Annotated in this window: 12 protein-coding genes; 11 read left to right on the plus strand and 1 reads right to left on the minus strand. The window is 40.2% G+C overall.

The genetic code is table 11. From position 1 onward, the window contains the following. The 10 genes from A9Z07_RS10900 to galE form a co-directional block, all read left to right on the plus strand. A partial coding sequence (locus A9Z07_RS10900; RefSeq protein WP_139126641.1) for a glycosyltransferase family 4 protein occupies positions 1-745 on the plus strand: 745 nt, incomplete at its 5' end. A 177-nt stretch (positions 746-922) separates the two neighbouring features. Further along, positions 923-2,152 carry a glycosyltransferase family 4 protein gene (locus A9Z07_RS10905; protein WP_069578666.1) on the plus strand — a complete coding sequence of 410 codons (1,230 nt, stop codon included), beginning with the start codon at positions 923-925 and terminating at the stop codon, positions 2,150-2,152. A 10-nt stretch (positions 2,153-2,162) separates the two neighbouring features. After that, positions 2,163-2,768 carry a sugar transferase gene (locus tag A9Z07_RS10910; RefSeq protein WP_069578668.1) on the plus strand — a complete coding sequence of 202 codons (606 nt, stop codon included), beginning with the start codon at positions 2,163-2,165 and terminating at the stop codon, positions 2,766-2,768. Next, positions 2,765-3,424 (plus strand): acetyltransferase, encoded by a 660-nt coding sequence (locus A9Z07_RS10915; RefSeq protein ID WP_069578670.1) that lies wholly within the window; start codon positions 2,765-2,767, stop codon positions 3,422-3,424. Before A9Z07_RS10910 ends, A9Z07_RS10915 begins: the two co-directional genes overlap by 4 nt. Positions 3,425-3,449: 25 nt before the next feature. Beyond that, on the plus strand, positions 3,450-4,619 hold the full coding sequence (locus A9Z07_RS10920) for a DegT/DnrJ/EryC1/StrS family aminotransferase (protein ID WP_069578676.1): 1,170 nt from the start codon (positions 3,450-3,452) through the stop codon (positions 4,617-4,619). 148 nt (positions 4,620-4,767) lie between these two features. Then, a complete protein-coding gene (locus A9Z07_RS10925) occupies positions 4,768-6,642 on the plus strand; it encodes a nucleoside-diphosphate sugar epimerase/dehydratase (protein ID WP_069578678.1) in 1,875 nt (624 codons plus the stop codon). 12 nt (positions 6,643-6,654) lie between these two features. After that, positions 6,655-7,530, plus strand: a complete 876-nt coding sequence (gene galU / locus A9Z07_RS10930; protein ID WP_004773372.1) for a UTP--glucose-1-phosphate uridylyltransferase GalU — start codon at positions 6,655-6,657, stop codon at positions 7,528-7,530. A 20-nt stretch (positions 7,531-7,550) separates the two neighbouring features. Further along, on the plus strand, positions 7,551-8,810 hold the full coding sequence (locus A9Z07_RS10935; protein WP_069578680.1) for a nucleotide sugar dehydrogenase: 1,260 nt from the start codon (positions 7,551-7,553) through the stop codon (positions 8,808-8,810). 2 nt (positions 8,811-8,812) lie between these two features. Then, positions 8,813-10,486: a glucose-6-phosphate isomerase gene (gene pgi / locus A9Z07_RS10940; protein WP_171258970.1), complete on the plus strand. Its 1,674-nt coding sequence runs from the start codon at positions 8,813-8,815 to the stop codon at positions 10,484-10,486. Continuing rightward, complete coding sequence (galE, locus tag A9Z07_RS10945; RefSeq protein ID WP_069578689.1) at positions 10,479-11,495, plus strand: UDP-glucose 4-epimerase GalE; 1,017 nt, start codon at positions 10,479-10,481, stop codon at positions 11,493-11,495. Before pgi ends, galE begins: the two co-directional genes overlap by 8 nt. A gap of 52 nt (positions 11,496-11,547) precedes the next feature. Here galE and A9Z07_RS10950 read toward each other — a convergent pair whose 3' ends face one another. Continuing rightward, positions 11,548-12,918, minus strand: coding sequence for a phosphomannomutase/phosphoglucomutase (locus tag A9Z07_RS10950; protein ID WP_047433176.1), 1,371 nt, complete (start codon positions 12,916-12,918; stop codon positions 11,548-11,550). Positions 12,919-13,302: 384 nt separating this feature from the next. Here A9Z07_RS10950 and lldP point away from each other — a divergent pair, with 384 nt between their 5' ends. Beyond that, on the plus strand, positions 13,303-14,970 hold the full coding sequence (gene lldP / locus A9Z07_RS10955; RefSeq protein ID WP_171258968.1) for an L-lactate permease: 1,668 nt from the start codon (positions 13,303-13,305) through the stop codon (positions 14,968-14,970). Positions 14,971-14,978 lie beyond the last annotated feature (8 nt).

The raw sequence follows: 14,978 nt of genomic DNA on the forward strand, positions 1-14,978 counted from the left end.
TTTTTCTGTTTTTTTTAAGTATGGATATCACCTGCGTATCTTTTTTTATCTTATAGCTAATAAGTCTAAATATATTTATTTCCCTAGTGTTGCTTTGATGAAGGAGGCTAAGCAATATTACTTTTTGAATAATAACTTAAATAAAAGTTGTTTTATACCAAATCCTATTAATGATTATTGGATTAGTAATATATATGAGTTTGATAACTTAGCTATATCTGAGAAGAAAATTCTATTTGTTGGGAGTTTTGATTATAATAAAAACCTTTTAGCTGTTTTTAATGCATGTTCTATTTTATATGAATGTAGAAAAGATTTTGAAGTTGAGTTTGTTGGGGGGTATGAAGAAGATTTTAAAAAACTATGTAAAATTGATATAATCCCTAAATGGATTTCCATTTCTCATAAAGTTGAAAAAGAAGAACTTTTATTGAAATATAGGTCTGCAAATATATTAATTGTTCCATCCTTTTTAGAAACTTTTGGTATGGTTTATTTAGAAGCTATAAGTCAAGGTTGCATAGCTATATGTTCTAAGGGACAAGGTGTGGATGGGTTGTTCAAGGATGAGGGAGTTCTTTATTCTATTAATCCGAATGATTTTGTGGAGATATCTAATACAATTAATAACTTGTTAGATGTAGAAGTAAAAATTTCTTCTGCTCATTTGAAGAAAGTTTTAGGTCCTTTTTCTTCTAATAATGTTGTTGATTTGTACACATGTTTTCTTACTAATGATTATTAATATTTATACATATTTGTATCCGCTTTAAGTTTGTGTTAACTTTTTTTGTTTTGAAAGTGCTATCGATAAAGAGTTTTTAAAACTACATAGTTGTTAATGTGAACTTATTAACTTTTAATTGTTGATAGTATAATATCAAATAGATCATTGTTAATATCTTAAATAGTGCGTAATCTAATGAATGCAAAAAAAACTTTTTGGCTTATAAACCAATATAGCTCAACGCCAGAAACTGCTATGGGGGGGCGCCATTATTATCTTGCACAGGAGTTAGCAAAGAAGGGCCATCAAGTTTATGTGATTGCTGGTCGATATAGTCATCTATTACGTAATCCAAAACAATTTGATGAACAGTATTTTATTGAGGAGATCCTTCCTAATTTCTCATTTGTATGGGTAAATTTACCTGAATATCAAGAAGCACATAGCAAACAGCGTGTATTAAATTGGTTTAAATTTTCCTGGCTTTTACGGAATATGGTAAATGTAATTCCAGCAAAGCCCGATTTAGTTTTATATTCATCCCCCTCTCTTATTGGCTATTTGGGTGCTAAGTATCTTGCAAATAAATTTAAGGTGCCTTTTATTTTTGAAGTAAGGGATATTTGGCCTTTGACTTTAATGGAGCTAGGTGGTCACTCATCAAAACATCCATTTATAAAATTTATGCAATGGATTGAGGATAGAGCTTACAAAAAAGCTGACTATGTATTTTCAAATTTATATAATGCTGTTGAACATATGCAAAGTCGGGGATTAGACAGTAACAAATTTCACTGGATACCGAATGGCGTGTCTTTAGAAGAGGTTTCTCAAAAACAGCCCTTGCATCCAGAAACATTTGCTCAATTACCTAAAAATAAATTTATCATTGGCTATACAGGGACTATAGGCGTAGCGAATGCTATAGATGACCTAATTGAATCGGCAAAGATACTTTCAAATAATACAGATTTGCATTTTGTTCTTGTCGGATCTGGAAAGGAAAAAGAGGGTTTAATACAAAAAGTTGAATCCTTAGGCTTGAAGAATATCACCTTCATTGATTCAATTCCGAAAAAGCAGATTCAATCAATGCTTGAGCAGTTTGATGTTTGTTATATTGGTTGGCAGAAAAATCCACTTTATCGTTTTGGGATAGCACCAAATAAATTACCAGAATATCTTTATGCAGGAAAACCTATAATTCATGCCTTCTCTGGTAAGGGTGACATTGTTCAGCAAGCAAAAGCAGGTATTACGATTGAAGCTGAGGATCCTCAAGCAATTGTAGATGCTGTAGAGCATTTATATGGTTTAACTACGGAGCAACGTCAAGAGTTAGGTACAAATGGTAAAAATTTTGTATTACAAAACCTTGAATATGCCATGATTGCAGAAAAACTTGAAAATATTGTTTTTAAATAATGGATAACTCATGAAACGATTACTGGATATCATTATTGCATCAACTGCCCTAATTCTGCTTTCACCTTTATATTTCTATGTTGCTTATAAAGTAAAAAAGAACTTAGGTTCGCCAGTTTTATTTCGGCAAGTTCGTCCAGGTTTACATGGTAAGCCATTTGAAATGATCAAGTTTCGCACCATGAAAGATGCAATCGATGAGCGAGGCAATCCATTACCAGATAGCGAGCGTCTAACGCCTTTTGGCAAGATGTTACGTTCAAGTAGTCTGGATGAAATGCCTGAACTCTGGAATGTGATCAAAGGTGATATGAGTATTGTAGGCCCACGTCCATTATTGATGGAATACCTGCCATTGTATAATAAAGAGCAGGCAAAACGTCATGACGTACGTCCAGGTATGACAGGACATGCTCAGGTCAATGGGCGTAATGCGATTAGTTGGGAACAAAAGTTTAAGCTTGATACTTGGTACGTTGAAAATCGATCGCTTTGGCTAGATTTTAAAATCATGCTACAGACAGTGAAAAAAGTCATTGCCAAAGATGATATTAATGAAGCTGGCGAAGCGACAATGACAAAATTTACTGGCACCCCATCGGAAGAGAAGGAATGAGCCAATCTATCTATGCAATCTATGGGGCATCAGGTTGTGGTCGCAGTCTGATGCCTGTAGCTCGACAGCAATTGCGACGTTTGAACATTACAGCTGAGATTTACTTCATTGATGATAGTCTACAAGAAGAAAAAATCATAAATGGACATAAAGCTTTAAATTATCAAACATTTAAAAAAATAGATGCGATAGATAAATACGTTTTAATCGCGATCGCGAATAGCCAGATTCGTGAGAAAATAGCAAATCAACTCGCCAGTGATGATATCCAGTTATGGACAGTTCAAGCTGATAATACGGTCATGATGGATAATATTGAGATTGGTGAAGGCGCGGCATTAAGCCCTTTTGTTTCAATTACATCAAACATAAAAATCGGCAAATGCTTTCATGCTAATTTATATAGTTATGTTGAGCATGACTGTGTGATTGGTGACTATGTTACCTTTGCCCCTGGCGTCAAATGTAACGGTAATATCCATATCGAAGACCATGCATATATTGGGACGGGTGTTGTGATCAAGCAGGGAACACCAGATAAGCCATTAGTGATTGGTAAAGGTGCTATCGTTGGTATGGGTGCAGTTGTGACTAAAAGCGTGCCTGCAGGAGTCACTGTAGTCGGTAACCCTGCAAGAATTTTAGAAAGAAAGTAAGACATATTTTTAATAGGAAATCATAATGTTAAATACTGCATTTGAACCATGGCCAAGTTTTACCCCAGAAGAAGCAGACGCAGTTAAAAATATATTACTTTCAAATAAAGTAAATTATTGGACAGGGCAAGAATGTCGTGAGTTTGAAAAAGAGTTCGCAACATTTGCAGGTACTCAATATGCAGTGGCGCTAACCAATGGCACTGTTGCTTTAGATGTGGCTTTAAAAGCTTTAGGTATTGGCGCTGGTGATGATGTTATCGTGACCTCACGTACCTTCCTTGCATCAGCTAGTTCGATTGTTACAGCGGGCGCCAATCCTGTGTTTGCTGATGTTGAGTTAGATTCCCAGAATATTTCGCGTCGTACCATCGAAGCTGTTCTTACACCAAATACCAAAGCCATTATTTGTGTGCATCTGGCGGGCTGGATGTGTGATATGGACCCAATTATGCAGCTTGCTCAAGAAAAGGGTTTGTCTGTCATTGAGGACTGTGCACAAGCGCATGGTGCAAAATACAAAGGCAAACCTGCAGGTTCAATTGGACATATTGCGGCTTGGTCTTTCTGTCAGGATAAGATCATGAGCACGGGTGGGGAAGGCGGTATGGTCACCACCAATGATGAAGTGCTGTGGAAGAAAATGTGGTCTTATAAAGATCATGGTAAAAGCTATGATAGTGTTTATAACAAGCAACATCCGCCAGGTTTCCGATGGTTGCATGATTCCTTTGGTACAAACTGGCGTATGATGGAAATGCAGGCGGTAATTGGTCGTATTCAGTTAACACGTATGACTGAGTGGACACAAAAACGTACCGAGAATGCAGAGAAAATCTTAAAGGCTTTTGAGGGTTCTCCTTACTTTACTGTTCACTTGCCTTCAAATGATTATGTACATGCGCATTATAAATGTTATGTACAGGTCAATTTAGCTGCATTACCAGAGGGCTGGTCGCGTGATCGAATCATGCAAGAGATCAATGCACAAGATGTGCCTTGCTTTAGCGGTTCGTGTTCAGAAGTCTATCTGGAGCATGCATTTGATGGAACGCCATGGCGTCCAGAACAGCGTTTGCAAAATGCACAGCAACTCGGTGAGACAAGTCTCATGTTCTTAGTGCATCCAACACTGAGCACAGAGAGCATTGATAAAACAATTAGTGCAATTGACAAGGTAATACGCGCAATTTAATAAGGTTAAAAAAGTAAGGGGAAGAGTGCAATAATCTTTCAAATGCTTCCCCTTATGATTGTGTAATCAATATGTAAAAGTCATTTCTAGTTCTGTCAGAAATGCGTATAAAGATCAAACTGTAAAATGGAATGATTAGAAGATCATTGTGAAAAAGATTATTCATCAATTCGCCTCAGCACCAAGGCTTTTTAAGCAAATTTTCCTTGTTCTTTTGGATGCTCTAGCTTTCCCTATAATTTTATGGTTGTGCTATGTGATCCGTTTATTTGACTTAGGTGCAGATGTTATTCCTGGTATTCCTCATGGAATCATGCTGGTCAGTTTTATTACGGTTCTGAGTCTGGCACTTACAGGCGTTTATCATTTTATTGTACGCACATTTAATGAAGTCTTTATTGTTAAACTGGCGATTTCCGTGGCATTGACCATGGCAACCTTGTACATCCTGAATGTGATTACGCCAGCCTATATCCCAATGTCGATTCCATTCATGTATGGATTTATGATGTTTGCCTGGGTATGGCTCAGTCGTGCAGTGATTCGTTTTATTATTAAAGCTTCTTTTTATTCTGAGATTGGTCGTAAACGAATCGCAATTTATGGAGCGGGTGACGCAGGGCAGCAAATCGCAGCAGCATTACATCGTTCAGATGACCATTTACCAGTATTCTTTATTGATGACTATACTTCTTTACAGGGCCAAACTGTTGGTGGTTTAAAAGTTTATTCGGTTGAAAAAGCGTTACAGCGATTTAAAAAAGACCGTATTGATGAAATTCTACTGGCACTTCCTTCTGTTGGACGGGTGCGTAAGGCTGAAATTATCCAGCAATTTGAAATCGCACGTTTAAAAATTACGGAATTACCTGGTCTAACCCGTTTAGTGGATGGCGAAATCCAAGTTTCGGATATTCAGGAAGTTGATATTATTGATTTATTGGGCCGTGATCCAGTTCCACCGATTTCACATCTGATTGCCAAAAATATCCAGAATAAAGTGGTTATGGTAACAGGAGCAGGCGGTTCAATTGGTTCTGAACTGTGTCGTCAAATTATTAAGAATAAGCCTAAAATGTTAGTGATTTATGAGCTAACAGAATTTGCGTTATACGATATTGATAAAGAGTTAAGACAAACAGCAACTTGTGAAATTGTTCCGATTTTGGGAACGGTACAAGATCAGCAAAAACTTGAACGTATTATTGAACAATATCATATTCAGACGGTTTATCATGCCGCAGCTTATAAGCATGTCCCTCTGGTTGAATGTAATCCTATCGCTGGCTTAAAAAACAATGCGATTGGTACTGCGAATAGTTTGAATGCAGCCGTGAAAAAAGGCGTTGAAACCTTTGTTTTGATCTCAACGGATAAGGCGGTACGACCAACCAATGTGATGGGTGCATCAAAACGTATGGCTGAGCTGTATTGTCAGGCGGTCGCTGAAACCAAACCTGAGACGCAAATCAGTATTGTGCGTTTTGGTAATGTCTTGGGATCTTCTGGTTCGGTTGTTCCACTCTTTAAGCAACAGATTGCAAAAGGTGGTCCGATTACCGTGACTCATCCTGAGGTGACCCGTTACTTTATGACTATCCCTGAAGCATCACAGCTTGTCATTCAGGCGGGTGCATTGGGCACTGGGGGCGATGTATTCTTGCTCGATATGGGTGAGCCCGTCAGAATTCAGGATCTTGCTCGTCAAATGATCAAACTCAGTGGTTTGAAAGTGAGAGAAAGTGGTTCACTGGATGGTGATATTGAAATTGCTTATAGTGGTTTGCGTCCAGGTGAAAAACTGTATGAAGAATTGCTGATTGATCAGGACAATACCGAATATACTGAACATACCCGTATCTTACGTTCGTTTGAAAAACATTTTCCCTTAGAAGAAATTCAGTGTGTATTTGGTAAAATCAATCAAATGACAGCAATCGATCATGATGTTGACTGGGCTTTAACACAGCTTGAGCATTATGTTGATGGCTATAAACGTAGTGACGAAGTTCGAGTTAACTAATCTGAGAAAGCAATGATCAAAAAAGCAATTTTACCTGTGGCTGGTTTAGGTACACGTTTCTTACCTGCAAGTAAATCTATTCCAAAGGAAATGGTGACTGTTGTTGATCGCCCTGCAATTGAATATGTGGTGCGTGAAGCAGTAGAAGCAGGTATTGAGCAAATCATTTTGGTGACTCACTCTTCAAAAGCATCGATTGAAAACTATTTTGATCGTAATTTTGAGCTAGAAACGACGTTAGAGCAGAAGAAGAAATTTGATCTTCTTAAAGAAATTACCGATATTTTGCCAAAGCATGTCAGTGTCGTGAGTGTACGTCAGCCACAGCCGTTAGGGCTTGGGCATGCGGTACTCTGTGCCAAAGATATTGTAGGTGATGAAGCCTTTGCGGTGTTATTACCCGATGTGCTGGTCAAAAACCAGAGTGCTGAAAATGATTTGTCATTGATGATTCAGCGTTTTGAAGCATCTCAAGCTGCGCAAATTATGGTAGAAGCAGTACCTGACCACTTGGTTGATCAATATGGAATTGTGGACGTTGCTGTATCACCGAATGAAGGTGAGAGTATTGTTATGCAAGGTATTGTTGAAAAACCTGCCGTGGGAACAGCACCTTCAAATCTATCTGTGGTTGGTCGTTATATTTTACCCGCACAAATTATGGGCCTTTTGGAAAATACACCGCGTGGCGCTGGAAACGAAATTCAGCTGACGGATGCGATTGCGACTTTACAGCAAGCACAGGCCGTTGAAGCATATCGTATGAAAGGGCAGACCTTCGATTGCGGTAGCAAACTTGGTTATCTGAAAGCTGTGTTACATTATGGTGTTGAGCATCCAAAACTGGGCGCAGAATTTAAGGGCTTAATCAAGGAATTGGCCCTCTAATCATTTAGGGCAAGTATTTTATGAAAGTCGCGATCTTTGGTAATACTTTATATGCAGGCGTTATGTCTGCATTATTGTCTGAATCTGGTCATTTGGTGTATTGGTGTTCACAGCTTAATAGAGAAGTAGATGATCAACAATATGCCTTCCATGATGAAAACGTCAGTCATTTATTGCAGAAACAGCTGAGCAGCGGTTTTCTGCATTATAGTGATTTAGCGGGCATACCTTTAGATATTGATGCTTATCTATTTAGTTTTAACCAAACGCAAGAGCAACAAGTCTTTCAACTGTTACACTCTTTGAAACAACGTCCGATTATTCATCCAAAACTGATGATTAATGCGTCAACTTTTGGTTTGCGTGGCACAGAGAAATTTCAACAGATCCTTTGTGATGATGATTGGGCGTATCTGCCTGATACCATGCAGGAAGGAAACGCTTTACAAAGTTTAACTCAAGCAAAACAGTTGATTGTGGGCTGTACACGAACTGAAGTACAGGTGAAGGTCAAAGAGTTATTAAGACCTTTCTTTCCCCTAGAACAACAATATCTATTTATGCCGATTCTGGATGCCGAGTTTACCAAGCTGAGTATTTCGGGCATGTTGGCGACACGTATTAGTTATATCAATGATTTGGCTGTCGTGGCGGAAAAGCTGGGTATTGATATTGCCTCTGTGCGTCAGGGCATGGCTGCTGATAACCGGATTGGATCAGCTTATCTGGCACCCGGTGCTGGTTTCGGTGGTGAAAACTTTTCTCATGATATTTTAACCCTTGCCAACACAGTTGCGAATACTGGGGTGAAAAGCCAGTTACTTGCCCAAGTTTGGGATATCAATGAGCAACAGAAAGAAATCCTGTTTCGCAAGTTCTGGAATTATTACCACGGTGATTTACAAGCCAAATCCATCGCGATCTGGGGTGCATCTTTTAAAGAAAATACCTCAAGTATTCAACAATCTCCAATTCATCAAATGCTTGCCGCTTTATGGGCTCAAGGTGTAACCGTTCATTTGCATGATCCACAGGCCTTAGATGAAATTGAAATGATGTATGGGCAGCGCAGTGATTTGATTTTGCATCATGATCAATATGATGCTGTTAAAGATGTGCATGGCTTATGCGTTTTAACAGCTTGGAAACAATACTGGAGTCCGGATTTCAAACAATTAACACAATTGATGGAACATCCCTTGATTTTAGACGGTCGAAATATTTATGACCCACACTATGTAAAAGCCCAAGGTTTTGCTTATATGGGAGTGGGACGTTAATGATGACTAAGCAGATTCATCCTTTCGCTGTTAAAGCACAGTCCTCTGTTTTGGAAGAGCTGGCTGTTTTACAAAAGCAGTTTAAGGCGCTTCATCTAAATGCTTTATTTGCAGAGGATCCTACTCGCTTCAAGCATTTTTCAGTCGAATATGATCAGATCGTTTTAGATTTTAGTAAACATCGTATTGATCAGCAGGTGTTAAATCAATTGGTGGATTTGGCCCATGCTCAGGATCTGAATGGGTGGATTAAACGACTATTCTCATGTGAGCAGATTAACTACACTGAACATCGGGCTGCGATGCATTGGGCCTTACGTCTACCTAAATCAAGTCCAAAGCTACCAGAGATCAATCAAGCCGTTCAAGATCAACTGAAGCAAATGTATGCGTTGGTTGAAAAAATTCATGCTGGCCAATGTCGTGGTGCAACGGGTGAAGTGATTCAGGATGTGGTGAATATCGGGGTCGGTGGATCTGATCTGGGCCCCCTCATGGTCACCCATGCGCTTTCAGACTTTAAAGTCAAAACGGCAAAGCCTTTAGACATTCACTTTGTTTCAACCATGGATGGCAGCCAGCTCTCCGAATTGTTACATCAGCTTCGCCCTGAAACGACCTTATTTATTATTTCTTCCAAGTCGTTTGGTACCATCGATACACTTTCGAATGCTCAAACTGTACGACAATGGTTAGAAAAAGCGTTAGGAAGCAATGAAAAGATTCTGAAGAATCACTTTGTTGGAGTTTCGACTAAACCAGAAAAAATGACGGAATGGGGGATTGCACCTGATAAGCAGCTTTTGCTTTGGGATTGGGTTGGTGGTCGTTATTCACTGTGGTCATGTATTGGTTTACCGATTGCGTTAACGATAGGTGTTGAAGGGTTTAAACAACTGTTGGCAGGGGCATATGCCATCGATCAACATTTCCAGACGGCTTCATTTGAACAGAACATCCCTGTCTTGATGGGGCTGTTAGGGGCGTGGAATAATAATTTTCTCGATATCCAAACCCATGCGGTATTGCCTTATGATGGGCGACTCAAGTATTTCGCGGCTTATTTACAGCAGCTTGAAATGGAGTCGAATGGTAAGTCCATTCAACGCAATGGGGAAAAGGTCAATTCAGCCACCTGCCCAATTGTTTGGGGGGAAGTGGGACCGAATGCCCAGCATGCCTTCTATCAGCTGTTACATCAAGGCACGCACTCGGTCAGCTGTGATTTTATTGCCCCAGTAAAACGTTATAACGCAAACCAGTTTACCTATGCAGAAAGTGCAGAGGCACTGGTCGAGCAACATCATCTTGCTTTGTCTAACTGTCTGGCTCAATCACGTTTACTGGCGTTTGGAAATCAGGCTTTAGCCGCTGACGAACTTGAAGCTTTACCTGCGTATAAGCAATATGAAGGGAATCAACCGAGCTCAACCATTTTACTTAAAGAACTCAACCCTTATAGTTTAGGGATGTTGATTGCAATGTATGAGCATAAGGTGTTTGTGCAATCTGTACTCTGGAATATCAACCCCTTCGATCAATGGGGCGTTGAAAAAGGTAAAGAAATTGCCAATCAGTTATTACCGATTTTAAATCGTGAGCAAGAAGATTTATCTTCATTTGATGCATCAACGCAAGGTTTGCTGAAAATATTGTTAGGAAAGACAGATGGCTAAGATTTTAGTCACAGGTGGTGCGGGCTATATTGGTTCGCATACCTGTTTAGAATTGCTGGATGCAGGCCATGAAGTTATCGCATTTGATAATTTGTCCAATAGTTCGGAAGAAGCTTTGCGCCGTGTCGAAAAACTGGCAAATAAAAGCCTGATTTTTGTAAAGGGTGATATTCGCCATGAGCAGGATCTAGATCAGGTCTTTCACAAATTTCAGATTGATGCGGTGATCCATTTTGCAGGTTTAAAAGCAGTGGGTGAAAGTCAGCAAATACCTTTAGCCTATTTTGAACATAATATTGCGGGGAGTATACAACTCTTCAAATCGATGGAAAAAGCAGGTGTTTTTAGCTTAGCATTTAGTTCATCTGCAACGGTATATGGGGAGCTCAATCCCTCACCTTATCAAGAAGATATGTCTCTAAGTTTGCCAAATAATAATTATGGTTATACCAAACTGATTATTGAACAGATGCTAGAAAAGATGGCGCTGGCAGACTCAAGATGGTCGATTGCCTTGCTACGTTATTTTAATCCAGTCGGTGCACATAAAAGTGGGCAGATTGGAGAAGATCCTCAGGGTATTCCCAATAATTTAATGCCCTATGTCACACAAGTAGCGGTAGGACGTCGTGAAAAACTGTCTATTTTTGGCAATGACTATCCAACCAAAGACGGCACTTGTGAGCGAGATTTTATTCATGTGGTTGATTTGGCGAAAGCTCATGTGCTGGCTGTTTCCAATCGTCTCAACAATAAAGGTTGCCGAGCTTGGAATATTGGAACCGGAGCTCCAATTTCAGTTCTACAAATTAAAGAAACCTTTGAGAAAGTGAATGGAATTAAGATTCCGACAGAATTTGCGGAGCGGAGAACCGGAGATTTAGCCGCATTTTATGCAGATACTTCACGAGCTAAAGCAGAGCTTGGCTGGCAACCCCAATATACTTTGGAAGATATGCTGGCAGATAGCTGGAACTGGCAAAAGCAAAATCCAAACGGTTTTAACTGAATCGGATGATAATAAAAAAGGAGCATGAAGCTCCTTTTTTATTGGGAGTAAATTAGCCTTGAATCAAAGCTGTTAATTCGTCGATATAATGCTGCATCGGTTGCGGATTTTTGTCTGCACGGCTTTCGATATTTAAGCGCAATAATGGCTCAGTATTTGATGCACGTACATTCAGGCGCCAAGCACCAAAATCGAGGCTAACGCCATCGGTACGGTCTACCTGAGGATTCTGGTCAGCATAATGATCAAAGATTTTTTGTACTGTGGCTTGTGTGTCAGCCACTTTAAAGTTGATCTCGCCACTGCACGGGAATTTGGCAATCATGTTTTCAACCAGTGTTGAAAGCGATTGTCCTGTTTCTGAAAGCAATGCAATGGTGAGTAACCATGGAATCATACCGCTGTCACAATAGGCAAAATCGCGGAAATAATGGTGGGCGCTCATTTCACCGCCGTACACTGCATTGTGTTCACGCATCACGTCTTTAATGAAGGCGTGTCCTGATTTTGACTGTACTGCAATACCTTGATATTGATCGACGATATCAAAGGTATTCCAGACTAGACGTGGGTCATGCACGATTTTCTCACCTGATTGTTTGATCAGGAAGGCTTGTGCCAATAAACCGACGATGTAATAGCCCTCAATAAACTGACCTTTTTCATCAAACAAGAAGCAACGGTCAAAATCACCATCCCAGGCAATGCCCATATCAGCTTGATGTTGCAGTACTGCATCACGGGTACTGTCGCGGTTTTCAATTAAAATTGGGTTAGGAATACCATTTGGGAAGTTGCCATCAGCTTCATGATGAATTTTAATAAATTCCACAGGGATGTTGAGTTGCTGGAATTTTTGTTCAATGGCATCAATCACATGACCTGCTGCACCATTGCCCGCATTGACCACTAGCTTGAGCGGACGAATTTTTTGCGGATCGATATAAGTGAGTAGATGCTCGATGAACTCAGGCAAAATATTGTAGTTTTGCGTGGTGCCTTTATTCGCAACTTCAGTGAATTGCCCTGATTCAGCAAGTGCCTGAATTTCTTTTAAGCCTGTTTCCGCACTGATAGGACGAGCATTTTCACGCACCAGTTTCATGCCGTTGTAATCCATTGGATTGTGGCTGGCAGTCACTTCAATACCGCCTTGCACATCTAAGTGGAAGGCTGCGAAATAGACTTCTTCTGTGCCTGTCATACCCAAATCAAGCACATTGATGCCTGCATCATTCAAACCACGAATGGTTGCCTGTTTTAAGCCTTCGCTACTTAAACGGATATCACAACCAATCACTACAGTTTTAGGTTGATAGATCTGTCCATAGGCACGACCAATGTTATAAGCAATCTCTTCATTCAGTTCTGTGCCGAGTTTGCCGCGAATATCATAGGCTTTAAAACAAGTCAGTTGAGTCATATTGTTCAATTCATAGTGATGTGATTTGAGTTGTGAACACATTATACAGATATCGCCAAGAAGTCATATTTATAGTTCTTTATCGAGTGATTACGGTTGAGTTTAACTTCGTAGAGTTGCCGTAAAGACAACCCTTTCATAAGACTTTAGTCGAATGTGAAATAAGAAGATTGATAGAAAAGGGTTGATTTAGTTTAATTATTATTGGTCATACCAATTATTGTCGTTACAGTGGGGTTGATCCTGATAATTCATATAATTAAGATGCATAAAGATTGCAAATGGGTGGGATTTGCTTATTTATGGAATATTGGTCATACCAATATTGGAAAGATTCGTTAAATATCGAAGTGAAAACAAAATGACGCCCAGCATTTCAAGGAGATGAGAATGCTAAATGTGTGGCAACAAATTTATGACCCTTTAAATAATATCTGGCTATCCAGTGCGGTTGCGCTGATTCCGATTATTTTCTTCTTCTTAGCTTTGGCTGTATTTCGCTTAAAAGGCAGTGTTGCGGGAACCTGCACTGTGATTATTGCCATGCTGATTGCTTTATTCTTCTATCAAATGCCCGTTGAAATGGCATTTGCTTCTGTAGTTTATGGTTTTATTTACGGTTTATGGCCAATTTCCTGGATTATTATCGGTGCCGTTTTTCTGTATAAAATTTCAGTGAAAACAGGGCAGTTTGATGTCATTCGCTCCAGTATTTTATCGATTACCGAAGACCAGCGCTTACAAATGCTGCTGGTGGGTTTCGCCTTTGGTACTTTCCTTGAGGGTGCGGCAGGTTTTGGTGCGCCAGTTGCGATTACCGCTGCCTTATTAGTCGGACTAGGTTTTAAACCGCTTTATGCCGCTGGTCTGTGCTTGATTGTAAATACGGCACCAGTGGCCTTTGGGGCGATGGGGATTCCGATTATTGTGGCAGGGCAGGTATCTGGTGTAGATACCATGGAAATCAGCCAGATGGTGGGGCGCCAGTTGCCATTTTTAACCATCATCGTGTTGTTCTGGATCATGGCGATCATGGATGGCTGGCGTGGGGTGAAAGAGACTTGGCCTGCGGTACTGGTTGGTGGAAGTGCCTTTGCCATTGCGCAATATCTGACCTCGAATTTTCTGGGGCCAGAACTGCCTGATATTACTGCCGCGATTGCCTCATTGGTCAGTCTCACCCTGTTATTCCGTGTCTGGAAGCCGAAGCATATTTTCCGTTTTGAGGGCGTAGAACCACAAAATACAAGCTCAGCAGAGCAAACGCCACAACGCTATAGCATTGCGCAGATTGCCAAAGCATGGTCTCCGTTTATGATTTTAACGGTCATGGTGACCATCTGGAGTATTCAACCGTTTAAGGCTTTGTTTGCCAAAGATGGCGCATTAGCGGACTGGATTTTTAAAATTGAAGTGCCGTATCTGCATAAGCTGGTAGAAAAAATGGCGCCGATTGTGCCTGAAACCACAGCTTATGAAGCGATCTATAAATTTGACTGGTTCTCTGCCACAGGTACAGCGATTTTTTTTGCAGCCATCATTACCATCATTTTCCTGAAAATGAAAACGCGTGAGGCGGTCACTACCTTTGGCGAAACATTGAATGAATTAAAAACGCCAATTTATTCGATTGGGATGGTGTTGGCCTTTGCTTTTATTGCCAATTATTCAGGTCTTTCTGCGACTTTGGCTCTAGCATTATCACACACAGGTCATGCTTTTACGTTCTTCTCGCCATTCTTGGGGTGGCTGGGAGTATTCCTGACGGGTTCAGATACGTCATCGAATGCCTTGTTTTCGGCTTTACAAGCGACCACAGCCCAGCAAATTGGGATTCCAGAAGTATTGCTAGTGGCTGCCAATACCAGTGGTGGCGTGACGGGCAAGATGATTTCACCACAATCGATTGCGATTGCCTGTGCAGCGGTAGGTCTCGTTGGAAAAGAGTCAGACTTGTTCCGTTTCACGGTAAAACATAGCATCATATTTACTGTCTTTGTTGGCATCATCGTCACGGTTCAGGCTTATCTGGTGCCGTGGATGATTCCATAACGCTAATC

This window comes from Acinetobacter sp. YK3, from assembly GCF_001729365.1.
Lineage (GTDB): Bacteria > Pseudomonadota > Gammaproteobacteria > Pseudomonadales > Moraxellaceae > Acinetobacter > Acinetobacter vivianii.

What these genes read in the sequence shown, in the direction of transcription:
- A9Z07_RS10920 (WP_069578676.1), top strand. Translation starts at nt 3,450, where the DNA reads ATGTTAAATACTGCATTTGAACCATGGCCAAGTTTTACCCCAGAAGAA.
- A9Z07_RS10910 (WP_069578668.1), top strand. Translation starts at nt 2,163, where the DNA reads ATGAAACGATTACTGGATATCATTATTGCATCAACTGCCCTAATTCTG.
- A9Z07_RS10950 (WP_047433176.1), bottom strand. Translation starts at nt 12,918, where the DNA reads ATGACTCAACTGACTTGTTTTAAAGCCTATGATATTCGCGGCAAACTC.
- lldP (WP_171258968.1), top strand. Translation starts at nt 13,303, where the DNA reads ATGAGAATGCTAAATGTGTGGCAACAAATTTATGACCCTTTAAATAAT.
- galU (WP_004773372.1), top strand. Translation starts at nt 6,655, where the DNA reads ATGATCAAAAAAGCAATTTTACCTGTGGCTGGTTTAGGTACACGTTTC.
- pgi (WP_171258970.1), top strand. Translation starts at nt 8,813, where the DNA reads ATGACTAAGCAGATTCATCCTTTCGCTGTTAAAGCACAGTCCTCTGTT.
- A9Z07_RS10915 (WP_069578670.1), top strand. Translation starts at nt 2,765, where the DNA reads ATGAGCCAATCTATCTATGCAATCTATGGGGCATCAGGTTGTGGTCGC.
- A9Z07_RS10905 (WP_069578666.1), top strand. Translation starts at nt 923, where the DNA reads ATGAATGCAAAAAAAACTTTTTGGCTTATAAACCAATATAGCTCAACG.
- galE (WP_069578689.1), top strand. Translation starts at nt 10,479, where the DNA reads ATGGCTAAGATTTTAGTCACAGGTGGTGCGGGCTATATTGGTTCGCAT.
- A9Z07_RS10935 (WP_069578680.1), top strand. Translation starts at nt 7,551, where the DNA reads ATGAAAGTCGCGATCTTTGGTAATACTTTATATGCAGGCGTTATGTCT.